The organism is Microbacterium trichothecenolyticum, from assembly GCF_041938625.1.
Taxonomy (GTDB): domain Bacteria; phylum Actinomycetota; class Actinomycetes; order Actinomycetales; family Microbacteriaceae; genus Microbacterium; species Microbacterium trichothecenolyticum_D.
In genome coordinates, this window is sequence record NZ_CP169427.1 from 2,341,324 (window position 1) to 2,359,289 (window position 17,966).

Sequence of the window (17,966 nt, forward strand, 5' to 3'; positions counted from 1 at the left end):
CACGAGGTGTCTGAGACGATCGGGGTCGATGCGACACCATCGGGATATGAGAGGTCTCCGTCGCTGGCTCGGCATCGCGGCCACCGCCATCGTCGTCCTGCTCGCCGCCGCCGCGTGCGCGAGCGCGAATCCCGCCGTGACGCCCGCGCCGGCATCGTTGGGGGCGTTGACCCCGGTCCCTCCCGACGGCGAGGTCGTCGCCACCGGCACGGTGCTCGACACCGCAGGCGTGGTGGAGCTGTGCCTGGGTGCGGTGGCGGAGTCGTATCCCCCGCAGTGCTCCGGCGTCCCGCTGGAAGGCTGGACGTGGGACGGGATCGAGGGCGCCGAGTCCTCGGGAGACGTCACGTGGGGCGCCTATGCCGTCCGCGGCACTTACGACGGCGAGACGTTCACCTCGAGCCGGCCGCCGATCCTCCTCGCGCTGTACGACCCCATCCGGCCGGAGGATCCCACGGGCGGGCAGCCCGGCGCGGGCGACGAGGCGACGCTCGCGGCCATCCAGGACGAGCTGCCCGACAGGCTGGGCGACGCGTACCTCGGCTCGGGTGCGCAGGACGGCTGGCTGTGGGTGGACGTGGTGTGGGACGACGGGAGCTTGCAGGAGGCCGCGAACGCGGAGTACGGCGCCGACACGGTCGTCATCCGCTCGGCGATCACCGAGATCGACGGCTGAGCCGCGTCAGAATCCCAGGCGACCGAGCTGCTTGGGGTCGCGCTGCCATTCCTTGGCGATGCGCACGTGCAGCTTGAGGAACACCTTGGTGCCCACGAGGGGTTCGATCTGCGCGCGGGCGCGGGCGCCGACGTCGCGCAGCCGGGAGCCCTTGTGCCCGATGATGATGCCCTTCTGGCTGTCGCGCTCGACGACGATGTCGGCGTAGATGTCGGTGAGGTCGGAGTCCTCGCGAGGCGTCACGTCCTGCACGACCACTGCGATCGAGTGCGGCAGCTCGTCGCGCACGCCGTCGAGGGCGGCCTCGCGGATGATCTCGGCGATGCGGTCCTCGGTCGACTCGTCGGTGACGACGCCCTCGGGGTACAGCGCGGGTCCTTCCGGCATGAGGGTGAGCAGCTCGTCGCTCAGCACGTCGAGCTGGTCGCGCGTGAAGGCGGACAGCGGGATGACAGCGGCCCAGTCGTCCCGGAGCTGGTCGACCTCGATGAGCCTCTCGGTGATCTGCTCGCGGGTGGCGGCATCGGTCTTGGTCACGATCGCGACCTTCTTTGCACGCCCGTAGCCGTTGAGCGACTCGGCGATGCGGCGGTCGCCGGGGCCCACCTTCTCGGTCGCGGGCACGCAGAAGCCGATGACGTCGACATCGCCGAGCACCTGTTCGACGAGGTCGTTGAGGCGCTGCCCGAGGAGCGTCCGGGGCTTGTGGAGTCCCGGGGTGTCGACGATCACGAGCTGGCCGCCGGGGCGGTTCAGGATGCCGCGGATCGCGCGGCGCGTCGTCTGCGGCTTGTCGCTCGTGATCGCGACCTTCTCGCCGACGAGTGCGTTGGTCAGGGTCGATTTGCCGACGTTCGGCCGGCCGACGAACGTGACGAAGCCGGAGCGCCCTTCGACGGGCTCCGGGACCTGGGAGGGCGCGGAGCCGGGCTCGGCTCCCGGCGTGGGCTCGTGCTCGGTCATGACGTCTCTTCCTTCCGAGGCAGCCGGATCTCGCCGGTGCGGGGGCTCACGATGCGGATCTCGCCGGTGCGTGGCGAACGCCCGACGTCCGCTGCGGGGTCGCCGCGCTCGACGAACACCGTCGAGATGCCGCGCCCGCGCCCGCGGGAGGCTCCGCCGGTGAGCACGAGGCCGGCGTACTCGGCGGTCGCGCCCGGCTGCGGGACGCGGCCGAGGGCCTTGCCGAGGAGTCCGCCGATGGAGTCGACGTCCTCATCCTCGAGCTCGAGGCCGAACAGGTCTCCGACCTCGTCGAGGCCGAGGCGGGCGCTCACGCGGTAGTGGCCGGGCTCGAGCTCCGTGACCTCTTCGCCGCGCGGGTCGTACTCGTCCGAGATGTCGCCGACGAGTTCCTCGATGAGGTCCTCCAGTGTCACGAGGCCCGAGACCCCGCCGTACTCGTCGACGACGAGGCACACGTGCACGGCGTCGCGCTTCATCTGCTGGAGCAGAGTCTCGGCCTTCATCGACTCGGGCACGAACACCGCGGGGCGCGCGATGCGGCTGATCGGGGCGTCCCGCCAGCCGGTCTCGTCGAGGAAGCCGAACTGCACGAGGTCCTTGAGGTACAGCACGCCGACGACGTCGTCGGCGTCGTCGTCGACGATCGGCACGCGCGAGACGCCCTTCTCGAGGAAGATCCTCATCGCTTCACGCGTCGAGGTGGAGGCATCCACCGTCACCATGTCGGTGCGCGGCACCATCACGGCGCGCACGAACGTGTCGGTGAAGTCGAACACCGAGTGGATCAGCTCGCGATCGTCCTCCTCGATGAGCTCGTTCTCGGCTGCCTCGTCGATGATGCTGAGCAGCTGCTCCTCGGACGCGAACGACGATCCGCGGGAGGCCCCCGGAGTGATGCGCGTACCGAGGGCGACGAGGCCGTGGGCGAGCGGCCCGAGGATGATGCGCACCCCGCGGATGACGGGGGCGGCGCCGCGCAGCAGGCCCTTCGCGTGGAGCCGGCCCACCGTGCGGGGGCTCGCTCCCACGACGACGTACGAGATGCCGGTCATGAGCACGGCGGCGGCGAGCATGGCCCACCAGATGCTGTTGAAGAGGTCCACGAACGCGACGGTCACGAGCACCGCGGCGGTCGTCTCGGCGAGCACCCGAATGAAGATCACGGCGTTGGCGTGCGCATCGGGGTCGGCGGCGATCTTGCGCAGCGACGCCGCGTTGCGACCGCCGGCTCCGAGCTCGGCGAGGTCTGCGCGGGAGGTCACGCTGAGCGCCGCGTCGATCGCGACCATGAGGGCGCCGAAAGCGAGCAGGAGCGCCGCGGCGACGAGGAGGAGGGCGGCGGTCATGCGCGAGGTCGTCGGCGTTCGGACGCCTGGAACGAGGTGATGAGCTCGCGCTGCAGTCCGAACATCTCCCGCTCCTCCTCCGGCTCGGCGTGGTCGAAGCCGAGGAGATGCAGCAGGCCGTGCGTGGTGAGGAGGATGAGCTCGTCGAGGGTCGAGTGCTTGGCGGCGACCGCCTGCGCCTCGGCGACTTGCGGGCACAGCACGATGTCGCCCAGGAGCCCCGCCGGCGTCGGGGCGTCCTCGGTGCCCGGGCGCAGCTCGTCCATGGGGAAGCTCAGCACGTCCGTCGGGCCGGGCTCGTCCATCCACTGGACGTGCAATGCCTCCATCGCGCCTTCGTCGACGAGGAGGATCGCCACGTCGGCGTCGGGGCTGACGTGCAGCTCTGCGAGGTTGTGCTCCATGAGGCGCAGCAGGACCGTCTCGTCGACGGCGATCCCCGATTCGTTGCCGATCTCGATGGTCATGGGCGTCCTCGCTTCGGAAGGTGGTCACGGGGGCCGCCGCCGCGCACGGTGGCGGCGCGGCGCTCGGCGCGGTTGGCGAACTCGGATGCCTCGTCCCGCTCGCGCCGCGCGGCGATCCGGCGCTCGTCGTACTCGCTGTAGGCGTCGACGATGCGGCCGACGAGGGTGTGCCGCACCACGTCGTCGCTCGTCAGGTACGAGAAGTGGATGTCGTCGATGTCGCCGAGTACCCGGGTCACGAGCCGCAGGCCCGACGCGCCCTGCGGCAGGTCGATCTGCGTGATGTCGCCGGTGACCACCATGCGCGTGCCGAAGCCGAGGCGTGTGAGGAACATCTTCATCTGCTCGGGCGTGGTGTTCTGCGCCTCGTCCAGCACGACGAACGAGTCGTTCAGGGTGCGGCCGCGCATGTACGCCAGCGGAGCGACCTCGATCGTGCCGGTCGCCATGAGCTTGGGGACGAGCTCCGGGTCCATCATCTCGTTGAGCGCGTCGTACAGCGGCCGCAGGTAGGGGTCGATCTTGTCGGTGAGCGTGCCGGGGAGGAAGCCGAGCCGCTCCCCCGCCTCGACCGCCGGCCGCGTCAGGATGATGCGGCTGACCTCCTTGCGCTGCAGCGCCTGGACGGCCTTCGCCATCGCGAGGTACGTCTTGCCGGTGCCGGCGGGGCCGATGCCGAACACGATCGTGTTCTCCTCGATCGCGTCGACATACGCCTTCTGGCCGAGGGTCTTCGGGCGGATGACCTTGCCGCGCGACGAGAGGATCGCCTCTCCCAGCACCTCCGACGGGCGGGGTCCGCCCTCGCTGCGCAGGATGCGATTCGACGAGGCGACGTCGTCTTCGCCGAGCGACTGGCCCGATCTCGTCATCGCGACGAGCTCGTCGACCAGCGTCCGCGCCGCCGCGACGTCAGGCGCCTCGCCCGTGAGGGTGATCTCGTTGCCGCGCACGTGCACGTCGACACCCGGATGCTCCTTCTCGACGACCCGCAACAGGCGGTCCTGCGGACCGAGCAGCTGCACCATCGCGACGCCGTCGACCTCGACGTGGTCGCTCACGGTCTCATGGGAAGGTTGATCAGGCACCGAGACTCTTCTCTTCGAGGCCTCCCGCGAGCACGTGGGCGTGAACGTGGAAGATGGTCTGGCCCGCGTGGGGGCCGGTGTTGAAGACGAGGCGGAAATCCCCGTCGGAGTGCTCGGCGGCCACCGTGTTCGCGAGGCCCACGAGCTCCGCCATGAGGTCCGGGTCGCCGGCGGCGAGCTCGACGACGTTGCGGTACTCCCCGGTCTTGGGGATCACCAGGAGGTGCACGGGTGCTTTCGGGGCGATGTCGCGGATGGCGAATGCGTTCTCGGTCTCTGCGATGATCTCGGACGGGATCTCGCCGTCCAGGATGCGCGTGAAGATCGACGGTTCACTCATGTCGCAAGTCTACCGACGGGGGTGCGCGCGGGGACGGCTGCGGCCCGCCGCCCCGCCGCCAGGCTCACCAACGGCCGAGGGCGGTGCTGACGACGGCCAGCGCCGCGGGACCGGCCGTAGAGGTGCGCAGCACGGTCTCGCCGAGACGCACGAGCCGCGCGCCCGCGGCTCCGAGGGCGTCGAGCTCCTCCGGGGCGATGCCGCCCTCGGGTCCGACGACCAGCACGATGTCGCGGTCCTCACCCGGGTCCACGCTGAGAGCGCTGAGCCGCTCGGACGCCGTCGGCTCCAGAATCAGGACGACGGATGCTGCCGCCCGGCGCGCGAGCGCCGCGGTCGTGGTCAGCTCCGCCACCTCGGGCACCCACGTGCGGTGCGCCTGCTTCGCGGCTTCGCGGACGATGGTCGCCCAGCGCGCCCTGCCCTTCGCCGCCTTCGCCGCGTCCCAACGCGAGACGCTGCGGGCGGCCTGCCACGGCACGATCTCGTCGACGCCGAGCTCGGTCGCCGCTTGGACGGCGAGCTCGTCGCGGTCCCCCTTGGCCAGCGCCTGCACCAGCACGATGCGGGGGCGCGGGGGCGCAGCATCCGTCCGTCCGTCGATGCGTACGACGACCTCGCGCGGCGCGACCGACTCGACGCTCCCAGTGAGCCAGACGCCCCGGCCGTCGCCGACCGTGACCTCCTCGCCGACCCGCACGCGCCGCACGGTCGCGGCGTGGTGCGCCTCGGTGCCGCTGAGCGTCACCGTCTCACCGGGAACGGCGTCGACGGGCGGGTCGAGGAGGAAGTGCAGGGCCACGGGTCAGACGTTCCGGAAGCGGTCGCGGAGCTTGGCGAACAGACCCTGGTGGAACTCCGCGAGCTTGGGCGAGGGCGCCTTGGTGCGCTTGGCGAACTCCTCGATGAGGGCGCGTTCCTTGTGATCGAGGCGCGTGGGCGTGACCACGTGCACGCCGACCTTGAGGTCGCCGCGCTGCGAGCCGCGCAGCGGCGTGATGCCGCGGCCCTTGATCGTCAGGATGTCGCCGGCCTGCACGCCCGCCCGCACCTCGAGGTCGACGGGGCCGTCGAGCGACTGGATCGTCGTCGTCGTGCCGAGGATGGCGTCGGGCATCGACACCTCGAGCGTCGCGAGCAGGTCGTCGCCGTCGCGGCTGAAGACCTCGTGGGGCTGCACCGTGACCTCGATGTACAGATCGCCGTTGGGGCCGCCCGCCGGGCCGACCTCGCCCGAGCCGGGAAGCTGCAGGCGCAGTCCGGTCTCGACGCCGGCGGGGATGTCGAGCGACACGGTGCGGCGTGCGCGCACCCGGCCCTGACCCTGGCACGTGGCGCACGGGTACGGGATCGTCGTGCCGTAGCCCTGGCAGACGTTGCACGGCTGCGTCGTGACGACGTTGCCGAGAAGGCTCCGCACCTGGAGCTGGACGTTGCCGGTGCCGTGGCAGATGTCGCACGTGACCGGGCTCGTGCCCGGCTGGCAGCACGATCCCTCACAGGTCTCGCACACCACGGCGGTGTCGACCTCGATGTCGCGATGCGTGCCGAACACGACATCGCCGAGCTCGAGCGTGACGCGCACGAGCGCGTCCTGGCCGCGTTCGCGGCGCGACCGCGGACGCCCGCCGCGCGAGCCGCCCGCGGCGCCGAAGAACGTCTCGAAGATGTCGTTGAACCCGCCGAAGCCGCCCGCGCCGCCGCCGAAGGGCGAGTCGCCGCCACCCATGTCGTAGCGGGCACGCTGCTCGGGATCGCTCAGCACGTCGTAGGCGTGGGTCACGAGCTTGAAGCGCTCGGACGCCTCCTCGCCCGGGTTCACGTCCGGGTGCAGCTGTCGGGCCAGCTTGCGGTACGCCTTCTTGATCTCGTCGGTGGTGGCGTCGCGTGAGACGCCGAGGACCTCGTAGTGGTCAGCCACATTCGCCTTCCTGCCGCGGCGATGCCGCGGGATCGTGGGTGCACGCGTGCGTCAGCGGGAGCTGTCGTCCTGCTCGAGCATGCGCGTGAGATAGCGCGCGACGGCTCGGACCGTCGCGAGGTTCGTGGGGTAGTCCATGCGCGTCGGGCCGAGCACGCCGACACGGGCGAGCGAGCCCGTCGCGTCGTAGTCGCTGGCGACGACGGATGCCTCGGCCAGGCCGAACGCCTCGTTCTCGCGGCCGATGCTCGCCGAGAGGCCGTGTTCGTCGGCGACCATCTCGCCCATCAGCCGCAGCAGGGTCACCTGCTCCTCGATCGCCTCGAGGAGCGGGTAGATGCTGCCGCGGAAGTCGGACTCGCGGCGGGCGAGATTGGCGCTGCCGGCCATCACGAGCCTGTCCTGGCGGAACTCCTCGAGTTCCTCCGCGACGGCGCGGACGATCTCGTCGGTCGCGCGCTCGTGCGCCGGAGCCTGCGCGTCGGGATCCTCGAGCCGGTCCGCGATGCGCTGCAGCCCCTCGCGCACGGGGCGGCCGACCAGAAGGGTGCCGAGTCGGGCGCGGATGTGCGCGAGGTCGGAGTCGTCGAAGTCCTCGCCGACGAAGGTGAGGCGCTGCGATACGCGGCCGGTGTCGGTCACGAGGATCACCAGCATGCGTCCGCCACCCAGCTGCACCAGCTCCACGTGGGTGATGGTCGCGCGGGCGAACGAGGGATACTGCACGATGGCGACCTGGCCGGTCAGCTGGGTGAGCGCCCGGACGGTGCGCACGAGCACATCGTCGAGATCGCCCGAGCCGTCGAGGAACGTCGCGATGGCGGCGCGCTGAGCCGGCGAGAGTGGTCGCAGCTCGGCGAGGTGATCGACGAAGACGCGATAGCCCTTGTCGGTCGGCACCCGCCCCGACGAGGTGTGCGGCGCCACGATGAGCTCTTCGTCCTCGAGCAGCGCCATATCGTTGCGGATCGTCGCCGCGGACACGCCGAACGCGTGGCGCTCGACGATCGCCTTGCTGCCGACAGGCTCGCGCGTGTCGACGTAGTCCTGAACGATCGCGCGCAGTACCTGCAGTCCTCGCTCGCTGACCATCCCGCCTCCTCACGCCGCAGCTGGCACTCGCATGACTGGAGTGCCAATTCTATCCGATGCCTCTGTCCGCATCGTCGAGCGACGCAGGTCGGGTTGCCGTCGCGGCCGGGCGCGCGTGCGGCCGGCCTCAGTCGGTGAGGGCGCGGACCACGGCGTCGGCGAGGAGGCGGCCACGGCGCGTGAGCACGACCCTCCCCCGCAGGGCGGCGTGCCCCTCGATGAGACCGTCCGCGATGAGCGCGGCGACCGCGTGACGGCCCTCGCCGAGGAGCTCCTCGACGGGCAGCCCCTCGCGGATGCGCGTGCGCAGCAGCACGGCCTCGAGGGTGAGGGCCGCAGCATCCGGGATCTCGCGTCCTGCAGCCGGCGACTCACCCGCCGCGAGCCGCTGCGCGTACGCCGCGGGATGCTTGACGTTCCAGAACCGCACGCCCGCGACATGGCTGTGCGCGCCGGGGCCGAACCCCCACCAGTCCGCCCCGACCCAGTACGCGAGATTGTGTCGCGAGCGGTGCGCGTCCCCGCGCGCCCAGTTCGACACCTCGTACCATTCGAACCCGGCGGCAGCGAGCGTGTCGTCGGCCAGTTCGTACATATCGGCCTGCAGATCGTCGTCGGGCGCGGCGACCTCTCCTCGGCGTATCTGACGCGCGAGCTTCGTGCCGTCCTCGATGATGAGCGCGTACGCCGAGACGTGATCGGGTTCGAGTGCCACCGCGGCCTCGAGCGATGTGCGCCAGTCGTCCAGCGACTCGCCCGGGGCGCCGTAGATCAGGTCGACGCTCACGTCGAGTCCGGCGCCACGCGCCGCCGCGACCGCAGTGCGTACGTTGTCGGGGTCGTGGGTGCGATCGAGCGCGGCGAGGACGTGCGGGACCGCCGACTGCATGCCGACCGAGAGACGCGTGACACCGGATGCTGCGAGCTCGGCCGCGACCGCGGGGGTGACCGTGTCGGGGTTGGCCTCGACCGTGATCTCGGCGCCCTCGGCGATGCCGAACGTGTCACGGACACCTGCCAGCATGCGCCCGAGGTCGCCCGGCGGCAGGAGCGTGGGCGTGCCGCCGCCGAAGAACACCGTCGACGCGGGACGGATGCCCCCGGCGCGTTCGAGCACGGGTGCGGCCAGCGCGAGCTCGCGCAGCAGCGTGTCGGCGTACTCGTCCTGGCGGGCGCCACGGAGCTCGGACGACGTGTAGGTGTTGAAGTCGCAGTAGCCGCAGCGGACGCGGCAGAACGGGACGTGCAGATACACGCTGAAGTCGGTGGCCGGATCGATGCGCGTGCCCGAAGGCAGCGAGCCGTCCGAGGGAACGGGCTCGCCGAGCGGAAGAGCGGAGCCCATCAGCGCCTCACGCGGGGGTCGTGTACAGCGGCGAGATCGCGCGCAGGTAGCGCGTGAACAGTTCGCGCCGACGGCGCCTCGTGAGGCCGGGAAGCATCCGGTAGAGCACCGCGCGCGGCGCGTCGAACGCGCGGACAGTGAACCAGACCTCGTCGTTGTCGTACCAGTCGAGCATGAACGACTCCTCGCCGCTCACGACCGAGTCGCTCACGGTGCCCAGCGCGAAGCCCACGCGGCGAGGCTCCTCCACCGCGAAGATGACGCGGAGCTCCGCATCGGCGCGCAGCCCCTTGATGCGGCCGTTGACGCGGATCGTGGTGCCGGGGCCGACGAAGGGGGTGCCGTCGGCATCGAACCGCTGCTCGGCCTCCGATCGACTCGGCGCGACCGGGTGGCCTTCGGCGTCGAAACTCACACCCGAGTACATGGGGCCGGACGCGGGACGCACGTCGGTGAGCTCGAGCCCCGCACCGCGCTGCGCCGTCCACGACATGAGCGCCTCGCTCGCGGCACGGAAGCGGGCCTCGCCGCTGCCGATGCGCCAGGACTGCTCCGCCGGGATGCTGCGCTCCGGCGGGTACTGCATCAGATCCGGCGCCTGGGTCGCCCCGACAGCGGCATAGTCGACGGTGTCGTCCCGGAAGGTTCCTCGACGCATGGATTCCAGCCTACTTCGCGAGTCGGGTCACTTCTTGGCAGGACCCTCGACGTCCCCTGAGAGCGCGGCGATGAACGCCTCCTGGGGGACCTCGACGCGACCGACCATCTTCATGCGCTTCTTGCCCTCCTTCTGCTTCTCGAGGAGCTTGCGCTTGCGCGAGATGTCGCCGCCGTAGCACTTCGCCAGGACGTCCTTGCGCATCGCCCGGATGTTCTCGCGCGCGATGATGCGGGCACCGATGGCGGCCTGGATCGGCACCTCGAACTGCTGGCGCGGGATGAGCTTTCGCAGGCGCTCGGTCATCATCGTGCCGTAGGCGTAGGCCTTCTCGCGGTGCACGATCGAGCTGAACGCGTCGACCTTGTCTCCCTGCAGCAGGATGTCGACCTTCACGAGGTCGGCGGTCTGCGACCCGGCGGGCTCGTAGTCGAGGCTCGCGTAGCCCTGGGTCTTGGACTTCAGCTGGTCGAAGAAGTCGAACACGATCTCGCCGAGGGGCATGTGGTAGCGCAGCTCGACGCGGTCCTCGCTGAGGTAGTCCATGCCCAGGAGCGATCCGCGGCGGGACTGGCAGAGTTCCATCACGGTGCCGACATAGTCCTTGGGCAGCAGGATGCCCACCTTCACCACCGGCTCGGACACCTCGGCGACACGGCCGTCGGGGTACTCGCTCGGGTTGGTGACGACGACGGTCTCGCCGGTGTCGGTCGTGACCTCGTAGGTCACCGAGGGCGCCGTCGTGATGAGATCCAGGTCGAACTCGCGCGAGAGACGCTCGGTGATGATCTCGAGGTGCAAGAGGCCCAGGAACCCGCAGCGGAAGCCGAAGCCGAGCGCCACCGAGGTCTCGGGCTCGTACTGCAGCGACGCGTCCGACAGCTTGAGCTTGTCGAGCGCCTCGCGAAGGTCGGCGTAGTCGCTCTGGTCGATCGGGTAGATCCCCGAGAAGACCATGGGCTTGGGGTCGGTGTAGCCGGCGAGCGGCTCGGTCGCGGGCTTGCGCTGATTGGTGATCGTATCGCCGACCTTGGACTGGCGAACGTCCTTCACGCCGGTGATGAGGTAGCCCACCTCGCCGACGCCGAGTCCCTTCGTGGGCACCGGCTCAGGGCTCGACACGCCGATCTCGAGGAGATCGTGGGTCGCCTTGGTCGACATCATCTGGATGCGCTCGCGCGGCTCCAGCTTGCCGTCGACCATGCGGACGTAGGTCACCACGCCGCGGTAGGAGTCGTACACCGAGTCGAAGATCATGGCGCGGGCCGGGGCGTCCGGGTTCCCCTTCGGCGCCGGGATCTGCTCGACGATGCGGTCGAGAAGGGTCTCGACGCCCATGCCGGTCTTGCCGCTCACGCGCAGCACGTCGTCGGGCGAGCCGCCGATGAGGCCGGCAAGCTCCGCGGCGTACTTCTCGGGGTCGGCCGCCGGCAGATCGATCTTGTTGAGCACGGGGATGATGTGCAGGTCGTTCTCGAGCGCGAGATAGAGGTTCGCGAGGGTCTGCGCCTCGATACCCTGCGCGGCGTCGACCAGGAGGATCGCCCCCTCGCAGGCGGCGAGCGAACGTGAGACCTCGTACGTGAAGTCCACGTGACCGGGGGTGTCGATCATGTTGAGCGCGAAGGTCTGGTCGGCGGTCGCCCAAGGCATGCGCACGGCCTGCGACTTGATCGTGATGCCGCGCTCGCGCTCGATGTCCATGCGGTCGAGGTACTGCGCGCGCATGTCGCGGTCGGCGACGACGCCGGTGATCTGCAGCATCCGGTCGGCCAACGTCGACTTGCCGTGGTCGATGTGGGCGATGATGCAGAAGTTGCGGATCAGCTCGGGCGGCGTGGCAGAGGGCTCGAGGGGCTTCAGGGCGCGCGGTGACATGTCCAGACGATTGTACGGGTGCGCGCCGCTCGACGAGCCCCGGCGAAGGCGCCGGGGTCAGGCAGGTGCGGGGATGCGGCCGAGCCCTTCGAGCAGCTCGCCGCGGTCGCTGGCCACGCACACGCGGATCCAGCCCTCGCCCGAAGCGCCGAAGGCGCTCCCCGGAGCCACGGCCACGCCCTCCTCGTCGAGGAACCGCTCGCACCACGCCACGACGTCGCCTGCGGACACGTGCGACACGTCGATCCAGAGGTAGAAGGCGCCGGTCGGGTCGAGGTAACGCAGACCCTGGGCGTCGAGGAGTGCCGTCGCCGCGGCGAGGTTGTCGCGGTAATGCGCCGCGCTGTGCGCGACCGCGCGCTGGTCGCCGGTGAGCGCCTCGGCGGCCGCCCGCTGCGACGGCTCGTCGACGCAGCTGACCACCGATTCCTGGACGCGCAGCATCGTCTGCCGCCACCCCGGAGGGGTGATGAGCCAGCCCACCCGGGCTCCGGTCATCGCGTACGTCTTCGACATCGAGAACACCGACAGCACGCGGCCGTCGGTATCGAGCGTCGCGGGGCTCACGTGCGGCTCGCCCCAGGTGAAGCGCTCGTACACCTCGTCGCTGATGAGCCACAGATCGTGCCGGCGTGCCAGAGCGATGAGCGCCTCCAGCGTCGCCCGGTCGAACGTCGAGCCCAGCGGGTTGGAGGGCGTGTTGACGATGATCGCGCGCGTGCGCGGCGTGACCAGCGCCTCGAGCTCGCCGAGCTCCGGCTGGAAGGCGCGCTCGGGACGCAGCGCGTAGGGCACCGGCGTCGCCTGCAGGAGGTGGGCGTTCATCGTGAAGGTGGTGTAGCCGGGGTCGGGCACGAGCACCTCGTCGCCCTCCGACAGCGTGAGCGCCATCGCGAGATGCAGCGCCTGGGTCGCGCCGACCGTCACCCAGATCTGCTCGAGGTCGACGTCGAGGGCGTTCTGGCGCGCGAGCTTGTCGCGGATCGCTTCGCGCAGGGCCGGGATGCCGCCGTTGGGCGTGTACCGGATCGCGCCGTCGTGCCACGCCCGGGACGCAGCATCCCGGATCCGCTCTCCCGCGACCTCACCCGGCTCGCCCACCGCGAGGATGATCGTGCCGGGGCGGCGCAGCGCGCGCTCGAGGATGTGGCGCACGCCGGAACCGGGCATGCGCGCGATGTGCGAGGCGATCTCGGGCATGCCGCCATGCTAAGCGGGCACGCGCCGCTACCCTGGCGTCATGGTCGTCCAGGTCGTGCTCGTGCACGGCATCCGGACGTCCGCGACGATGTGGCGCGCGCAGGTCGAGTACCTGACGAACCGCGGCAACCCCGTCACCGCCGTCGACCTGCCCGGCCACGGCTCGCGGATGACCGAGGACTTCACGCTCGAGGGGGCGTTCGCGACGATCGACTCGGCGGTGCGCGGCGCCGCGGAGCGAGGCCCTGTGCTGCTGTCGGGGCACTCCATGGGCGGCCTGCTGTGCATCGAGTACGCGGGGGCGGAGGAACCGCCGCCCGTCGCGGGATTCATCGCGGCATCCTGCACCGCGATCCCTCGCGGGGTGGGGCTCGCGACCTACCGGGTGCTCGCCCGCGGGTTCGACTCGTTGCCGGATCGCGGGATGTGGCTGACCGACCGCATGCTCGATCGCATCCTCCCCGACGAGACCCGCGCCGACTTCGGCGCCGGCGGCTACGCACTGGACGCGCAGGACGTCGCATTGCGCAGCCTCTCGGTGCTCGATCTGCTCGCCGCCCTGCACCGCATCGAGGTGCCGCTGTGGTTCGTCAACGGGCAGTGGGACCAGCTTCGCGTGAACGAGAAGCTGTTCATGCGGGTCGCCCAGCACGCCGAGCTGATCGTCGTGCCGCGGACGACACATCACGTGACGGTGATGCGGCCGCGCGTGTTCGACGCGCTCCTCGAGGTCGCCCTCACGACGCTGGAGGCGTCACACCGCTGAGGACGCGCGCTCGCGGCTGCGGATCGCGTAGGTCATGAAGCCGCCCGCGATCGACAGGACGCCCCCGACGAGGAACAGCAGCCAGAAGCCCCCCACGAGCGCGACCAGGCCCGCGCCGAGGAGCGGGCCGATCAGCTGGCCGAGGCTCGCGGACACGTTCACGAAGCCGAGGTCGCGCGCGTGGTCCTCCGGATGCGGCAGCAGGTCCGTGCCGAGCGCGAGGCCCACCGACATATACGCGCCGTAGCCGACGCCGAGGAGCGCGGCCGCGATCATCGCGGTCGTGAGTGACGGCGCCACCACGAGGAGGATCGACGCGAGCCCCTGGACGACTGCCGACCACACGACGAAGGGGATGCGTCGTCCGGTGCGGTCCGAGATCCACCCCGACGCGATCGAGGACACGACGACGAACAGCGTGTACACGAGGATCAGCAGGAGCAGCTCGTCCTCCGCCGTCGCGGGATCGCGGTGCAGCCCGTAGAGCAAGAAGAACAGCAGCAGCCCGGTGCCGAGCGCGTTGCCGACGTTCACCGTGAGGCGTCCCGCGAGCAGCCACGCGAAGTCGCGGTCGCGAAGGGCTGCGAGCCGCTCGCCGAGCGTGCGCACCTCGCGCGCGACCGCCACCTCGGCGCGCGCCGGCGGGTCGGGCAGGAGGAGCGCCGCAGCGGTGCCGACCACCGCGAGGAAGCCGGCGAGCACGAGGTAGCCGACCACGACGCCGAGTTCGAGCAGCACGATGACGCCGACACCCACGACGATCCCGAGTGCCTGAGACGAAGAGACGGCGGCGGATGCTGCGCCCCGCTGCGTCGTGAGCTGATCGGCGATGAGCGCGGTGAAGGCGGCGGAGGCCACGGCGATGCCGACCGAGACGCCCACCCAGGCGAGCCCCACGCCCCACGGACCGGACGCGAGGGCGATCGCGGCGAGGGACGCGGTGGCGAGCCACACTCCCCCGAGCGCCCAGGGGCGCCGGCGTCCCATCCTGCCTCCCGTGCGGTCGGACAGTCCGCCGGCGACCGGGGCCGCGATCACCCCGGCCATGCCGCCGATCGCGAGCACGAGGCCCGACGACACGACTCCCGACACCCACCCGTCCGCGTCGTCGGGAGTGTTCAGCTGCAGCGGGATGAGCAGCTGCAGCGGCGTCAGCTGCACCGTCCACAGCGCGAGCCACGCGAGCGTGAAGAGGGTGAACCAGCCCGCGCCGACCTTGGCGCCCCGCTGGGCGGTCACGCGCGTGCCTCCGCGATGAGGGTGCGGTACCAGTCGAACGACGCCTTGGGCGTGCGAGCGGCCGTGTCGAAGTCGACGTGGACGAGCCCGAACCGCTGGGACCAGCCGTCGGCCCATTCGAAGTTGTCCAGGAGGGACCACACCGTGTACTCGCGCACGTCGACACCGGCGCGCGCCGCCGCACCGACCGCGTCGATGTGGCCCGCGAGGTACGAGATCCGGTCCGCATCGGCGACGGGGCCCGCGACCTGGTCGGGCTCGGGGAACGACGCGCCGTTCTCGCCGATCACGAGCGGGGGCAGGCGGTCGCCGTAGCGCTCCCGGAAGTCCAGAAGGAGGCCGGTGAGCGCCGTCGGCACGATCGGCCACTCCGACCCGAAACCGGTGACGGGCGCGCCGGGAGTGAGCACGATCTCGAACGGCACCGGGCTGCCCTGGGGCGCGGCGGCCACGGTCGTCGGGTTGTAGAAGTTGATGCCGTAGAAGTCTCCGGGCGCCGAGATCAGCTCGAGATCGCCGTCCTCGACCGGCATCGGCGGGATGCCGAACCGTTCGAGGTCGGGGTAGGCGCCCGTGAGCACGGGGTCGGCGAAGACCCGGTTGTGGAGCAGGTCGTACACCGCTGCGGCGCCGAGGTCGGCATCCGTCTCCCCTGCCGGCAGGACGAGCGTGTGGTTGTTGACGATCCCCACCTCCTCGGCGCCGGCGGCGCGGAGCGTTCGCAGCGCGAGGCCGTGCGCGAGCAGCTGGTGGTGAACGGTCGGCAGGGCGCCGAAGAGGAGCTGTCTGCCCGGCGCCAGGGTGCCGACGGCATAGCCCTGGAGCGAGGTCGAGACGGGCTCGTTGAGGGTGTACCAGTGACGGATGCTGTCGCCCAGCGCCTGCGCGACGATCTCGGCGTACTCGCCGAAGCGCAGCGCGGTGTCGCGGTCGAGCCAGCCGCCGCGCTCTTCGAGGACGCTCGGGAGGTCCCAGTGATACAGCGTCGCGAAGGGGGTGACGCCCGCGTCGCGCAGGTCGTCGGCGAGGCGCCGGTAGTAGTCGAGGCCGGCTTGCAGGACCGGACCGCCGGGTTCGGGCTGCACGCGCACCCACGAGATCGAGAAGCGGTAGCGATCGACCCCGAGCCGGGCGAGCAGCGCCACGTCCTCGCGGTGCCGGCGGTAGCTGTCGGGGCCGGGGTCCGCCGTCGCCCCGTCGCGCACCGCGCCGGGAGTGCCGACGAAGTCGTCCCAGATCGACCGACCGCGTCCGTCCACGGCGCGCGAGCCCTCCACCTGGAACGCCGCGGTCGCCGCCGACCACCGGAAGCCCGGCGGGAACGGTGAGAGATCGACGGACGGATGCTGCGGCACGGCGGACTCCTTCGTCAGTGAGCGCGCGTCCCCAGCGACGCGCGCACCCACGCGTAGATCATGCATCATGGGAGGGCCACGCCGTGCACGCCGGCGCGTGTCCAGGGCCCATCGGTTCACCTGATAGAATCCTTGTTTGGCTTGCGTGTGGGTTCGCCCTCACGACCGCCGCGAAGCGCCCCTCTCTCGCTGACCGGCACATCAATCCGATTCACCTTCGAACGAAAGAACGTCGACACGTGGCGAACATCAAGTCGCAGATCAAGCGCAACAAGACCAACGAGAAGGCGCGCGAGCGCAACAAGGCCGTCAAGAGCGAGCTGAAGACGCACGTCCGTCGCACCCGCGAGGCGATCGCGGCCGGCGACAAGGCTGCTGCCGAGAAGGCGCTGGGCACGGCGACCAAGAAGCTCGACAAGGCCGTCAGCAAGGGCGTCATCCACAAGAACCAGGCGGCGAACCGCAAGTCGGCCATCGCCAAGCAGGTCGCCGCTCTCTGAGCCTCTGAAACGCTCCGCGACCCCGCGTCGCGCGAAGGCCCGTCCCGCGAGGGGCGGGCCTTTCGCATGGGGTTGAGGGCGACGTGTCAGGCGCCGTACGGCGCGCGCGTGGCGATCACCGTGATCATGCGCTCGAGGGCGAAGACCGCGTCGCGCGAGCCGCCCTTGACCTCGGCGTCCGCCCGTGCCGTCGCCTGGATCGCGCGGCCCAGGCTCTCCTCGTTCCAGCCGACCAGATCACGGCGGGCGCGGTCGACCTGCCAGTCCTTCATGCCGAGGCGTGACGCCAGGGCCGCGGCCGGCTCGCGATTGCCCGCGACGCGCGCCATCGTGCGCAGCTTCATCGCGACCGCGGCGACCAGAGGCACCGGGTCGGCGCCGGACGCCAGCGCGTGGCGCAGCGCGATGAGCGCTTCACCGTAGCGCCCCGCGATCGCCGTGTCGGCGACCGTGAAGGCCGACGTCTCGACGCGGCCGCCGTAATACCGCTCGACGACGTCATCGGTGACGTCGCCGGGGACGTCGGCGATGAGCTGCTGGCACGCCGCGGCGAGTTCGGTGAGGTCGTCCGCGAAGGCGGAGACGAGCGCGCGCAGCGCCGTGGGGACGATGCGCTTCTTGGCCGCCTGGAACTCCCCCGCGGCGAAGTCGAAGCGGTCGGAGTCGCGCTTGACGGCGGGGCACGCGATCTCGACGCCCGACCCCTCGCCGGCGCGGATCGCATCGAGCAGCTTCTTGCCGCGCACGCTCGCACCGGTGTGGCGGAGCACGACGGTCGCGCCGTCCTGCGGGGCGGCGAGATAGGCCACGGCCTCCGCGAGGAACGTGTCGGAGCACTTCTCGACGCCGCTCACGCGGACCAGCCGCGGCTCGCCGAACAGCGACGGCGACGTGACGCCCAAGAGCGTCCCGGCGGCGTAGTCGTCGGCACGGATGTCGGACACCTCGAGCGTCGGGTCCTCGGCGCGGAGGTAGTCGCGTACGCCGGCGATCGCCCGCTCGGCGCAGACCTCCTCCGGTCCGGAGACGAGCACGATCGGCGCCGGCTGCGGCGCCCGCCACGAGAGCTGGGGAATGGCGCTGCGCGCGGCCTTCGCGGGTGCTCGGCGTGCGGGGGAAGCCATTCCCC

The 17,966-nt window shown here is 71.0% G+C and carries 18 protein-coding genes; 3 read left to right on the forward strand and 15 right to left on the reverse strand.

Translation table 11 applies throughout. The annotated features are described in order from the left end of the window. Positions 1–46 precede the first annotated feature (46 nt). Positions 47–676 (forward strand): hypothetical protein, encoded by a 630-nt coding sequence (locus ACEYYH_RS10880; protein ID WP_374974446.1) that lies wholly within the window; start codon positions 47–49, stop codon positions 674–676. Positions 677–682: 6 nt separating this feature from the next. On the opposite strand, the gene era is transcribed toward ACEYYH_RS10880, so the two are convergent. From era to ACEYYH_RS10940, 12 genes are all read right to left on the reverse strand, one after another. Continuing rightward, the gene (gene era / locus ACEYYH_RS10885) at positions 683–1,639 is read right to left on the reverse strand and encodes a GTPase Era (RefSeq protein ID WP_374974447.1); all 957 of its coding nucleotides are present in this window, start codon (positions 1,637–1,639) and stop codon (positions 683–685) included. Next, positions 1,636–2,988: a hemolysin family protein gene (locus ACEYYH_RS10890; RefSeq protein ID WP_374974448.1), complete on the reverse strand. Its 1,353-nt coding sequence runs from the start codon at positions 2,986–2,988 to the stop codon at positions 1,636–1,638. Before ACEYYH_RS10890 ends, era begins: the two co-directional genes overlap by 4 nt. Then, a complete protein-coding gene (gene ybeY / locus ACEYYH_RS10895) occupies positions 2,985–3,455 on the reverse strand; it encodes an rRNA maturation RNase YbeY (protein WP_116193311.1) in 471 nt (156 codons plus the stop codon). Before ybeY ends, ACEYYH_RS10890 begins: the two co-directional genes overlap by 4 nt. Further along, positions 3,452–4,483, reverse strand: a complete 1,032-nt coding sequence (locus tag ACEYYH_RS10900; protein WP_374978202.1) for a PhoH family protein — start codon at positions 4,481–4,483, stop codon at positions 3,452–3,454. The genes ybeY and ACEYYH_RS10900 overlap by 4 nt, the downstream gene beginning before the upstream one ends. 52 nt (positions 4,484–4,535) lie before the next feature. Then, positions 4,536–4,883 carry an HIT domain-containing protein gene (locus ACEYYH_RS10905; protein WP_116193309.1) on the reverse strand — a complete coding sequence of 116 codons (348 nt, stop codon included), beginning with the start codon at positions 4,881–4,883 and terminating at the stop codon, positions 4,536–4,538. 64 nt (positions 4,884–4,947) lie between these two features. Next, the gene (locus ACEYYH_RS10910; RefSeq protein ID WP_374974449.1) at positions 4,948–5,685 is read right to left on the reverse strand and encodes a 16S rRNA (uracil(1498)-N(3))-methyltransferase; all 738 of its coding nucleotides are present in this window, start codon (positions 5,683–5,685) and stop codon (positions 4,948–4,950) included. A 3-nt stretch (positions 5,686–5,688) separates the two neighbouring features. Beyond that, entirely contained in the window at positions 5,689–6,804 is a 1,116-nt protein-coding gene (gene dnaJ, locus ACEYYH_RS10915; RefSeq protein WP_374974450.1) for a molecular chaperone DnaJ, read from the reverse strand. A gap of 51 nt (positions 6,805–6,855) precedes the next feature. After that, the gene (hrcA, locus tag ACEYYH_RS10920; protein WP_374974451.1) at positions 6,856–7,896 is read right to left on the reverse strand and encodes a heat-inducible transcriptional repressor HrcA; all 1,041 of its coding nucleotides are present in this window, start codon (positions 7,894–7,896) and stop codon (positions 6,856–6,858) included. Between the two features lie 127 nt (positions 7,897–8,023). Continuing rightward, positions 8,024–9,241, reverse strand: coding sequence for a radical SAM family heme chaperone HemW (gene hemW / locus ACEYYH_RS10925; RefSeq protein WP_374974452.1), 1,218 nt, complete (start codon positions 9,239–9,241; stop codon positions 8,024–8,026). 7 nt (positions 9,242–9,248) lie between these two features. Next, entirely contained in the window at positions 9,249–9,899 is a 651-nt protein-coding gene (locus tag ACEYYH_RS10930) for a DUF1990 family protein (RefSeq protein ID WP_374974453.1), read from the reverse strand. A gap of 27 nt (positions 9,900–9,926) precedes the next feature. Then, a complete protein-coding gene (gene lepA / locus ACEYYH_RS10935) occupies positions 9,927–11,777 on the reverse strand; it encodes a translation elongation factor 4 (RefSeq protein ID WP_116193303.1) in 1,851 nt (616 codons plus the stop codon). A gap of 57 nt (positions 11,778–11,834) precedes the next feature. Further along, positions 11,835–12,977 (reverse strand): pyridoxal phosphate-dependent aminotransferase, encoded by a 1,143-nt coding sequence (locus tag ACEYYH_RS10940; protein ID WP_374974454.1) that lies wholly within the window; start codon positions 12,975–12,977, stop codon positions 11,835–11,837. A 40-nt stretch (positions 12,978–13,017) separates the two neighbouring features. Between ACEYYH_RS10940 and ACEYYH_RS10945 the strand changes: the two genes are divergently transcribed. Next, the gene (locus ACEYYH_RS10945) at positions 13,018–13,743 is read left to right on the forward strand and encodes an alpha/beta fold hydrolase (protein ID WP_374974455.1); all 726 of its coding nucleotides are present in this window, start codon (positions 13,018–13,020) and stop codon (positions 13,741–13,743) included. Here the strand turns inward: ACEYYH_RS10945 and ACEYYH_RS10950 are convergent. Further along, positions 13,732–14,982 carry an MFS transporter gene (locus ACEYYH_RS10950; RefSeq protein WP_374974456.1) on the reverse strand — a complete coding sequence of 417 codons (1,251 nt, stop codon included), beginning with the start codon at positions 14,980–14,982 and terminating at the stop codon, positions 13,732–13,734. The two genes, ACEYYH_RS10945 and ACEYYH_RS10950, sit on opposite strands and share 12 nt — an antisense overlap. Beyond that, the gene (locus ACEYYH_RS10955; RefSeq protein WP_374974457.1) at positions 14,979–16,337 is read right to left on the reverse strand and encodes a GH1 family beta-glucosidase; all 1,359 of its coding nucleotides are present in this window, start codon (positions 16,335–16,337) and stop codon (positions 14,979–14,981) included. Before ACEYYH_RS10955 ends, ACEYYH_RS10950 begins: the two co-directional genes overlap by 4 nt. Before the next feature lie 239 nt (positions 16,338–16,576). Between ACEYYH_RS10955 and rpsT the strand changes: the two genes are divergently transcribed. After that, positions 16,577–16,837, forward strand: coding sequence for a 30S ribosomal protein S20 (gene rpsT, locus ACEYYH_RS10960; RefSeq protein ID WP_045302706.1), 261 nt, complete (start codon positions 16,577–16,579; stop codon positions 16,835–16,837). Positions 16,838–16,923: 86 nt separating this feature from the next. Here the strand turns inward: rpsT and holA are convergent, their stop codons facing one another. Then, positions 16,924–17,961, reverse strand: coding sequence for a DNA polymerase III subunit delta (holA, locus tag ACEYYH_RS10965; protein ID WP_374974458.1), 1,038 nt, complete (start codon positions 17,959–17,961; stop codon positions 16,924–16,926). Positions 17,962–17,966 lie beyond the last annotated feature (5 nt).